Origin of the sequence: Nitratidesulfovibrio oxamicus (assembly GCF_015731765.1) — a bacterium.
Classification (GTDB): Bacteria; Desulfobacterota; Desulfovibrionia; order Desulfovibrionales; family Desulfovibrionaceae; genus Cupidesulfovibrio; species Cupidesulfovibrio oxamicus.
The window spans coordinates 1-542 of the sequence record NZ_VRYY01000786.1; the positions used below are offsets into that span (position 1 = coordinate 1).

Here is a 542-nt window from a genome sequence, read left to right on the forward strand (position 1 = left end):
GCGAGGTGCTGGGCCGCCTGCCCCTGCCTTCCGACTGCCGCCGCCATGTGCGCGTGGTGATCGGCACCGACGACGCCGGGGCCTCCGGCACCGTGGACGTCGTCTTCGACTACCTGCCGCGCTAGCGCGGCCACGGACCGCAACCCCCGCCCGCCCGTCCACCACGGAGGGGCGGGCGGGGAACACGGCACGGAGGTGCCCCACATGACCGATGACGTGGCCAATGACATGACCAAGGATGGAGTACCGGGCCGGGTTCCGGCGGTACACGAGGAACCGGCGGCATGCCCCCCCGGCGCGGCGGCGGTCCCTGCTTCACCCGCTTCGACCACTTTGCCCGGCGTGGCGGAAGTGTCCGAAACAACCGACGCGCCCACCCGCGAAGACGTGCGCCGTTTCCGTCTGGCGACCCTGCGCGCCCGGCTGGCCCTGCTGGGGGTGGCCTTCGACCCGTCCACCGACGAGACCACCCTGCGACGCATGCTGCGCGCCGCGGAAGGGCAGGGGGGCGGGGCTGCCCCGACTGCCCCGACGGGCTCGAC

The 542-nt window shown here is 74.0% G+C and carries 1 pseudogene; it reads left to right on the forward strand.

Annotated elements, in window-relative coordinates:
- Positions 1-204: 204 nt before the first annotated feature.
- Positions 205-542 (forward strand): annotated as a pseudogene (locus tag FVW20_RS18525) (hypothetical protein); the annotation flags it as partial.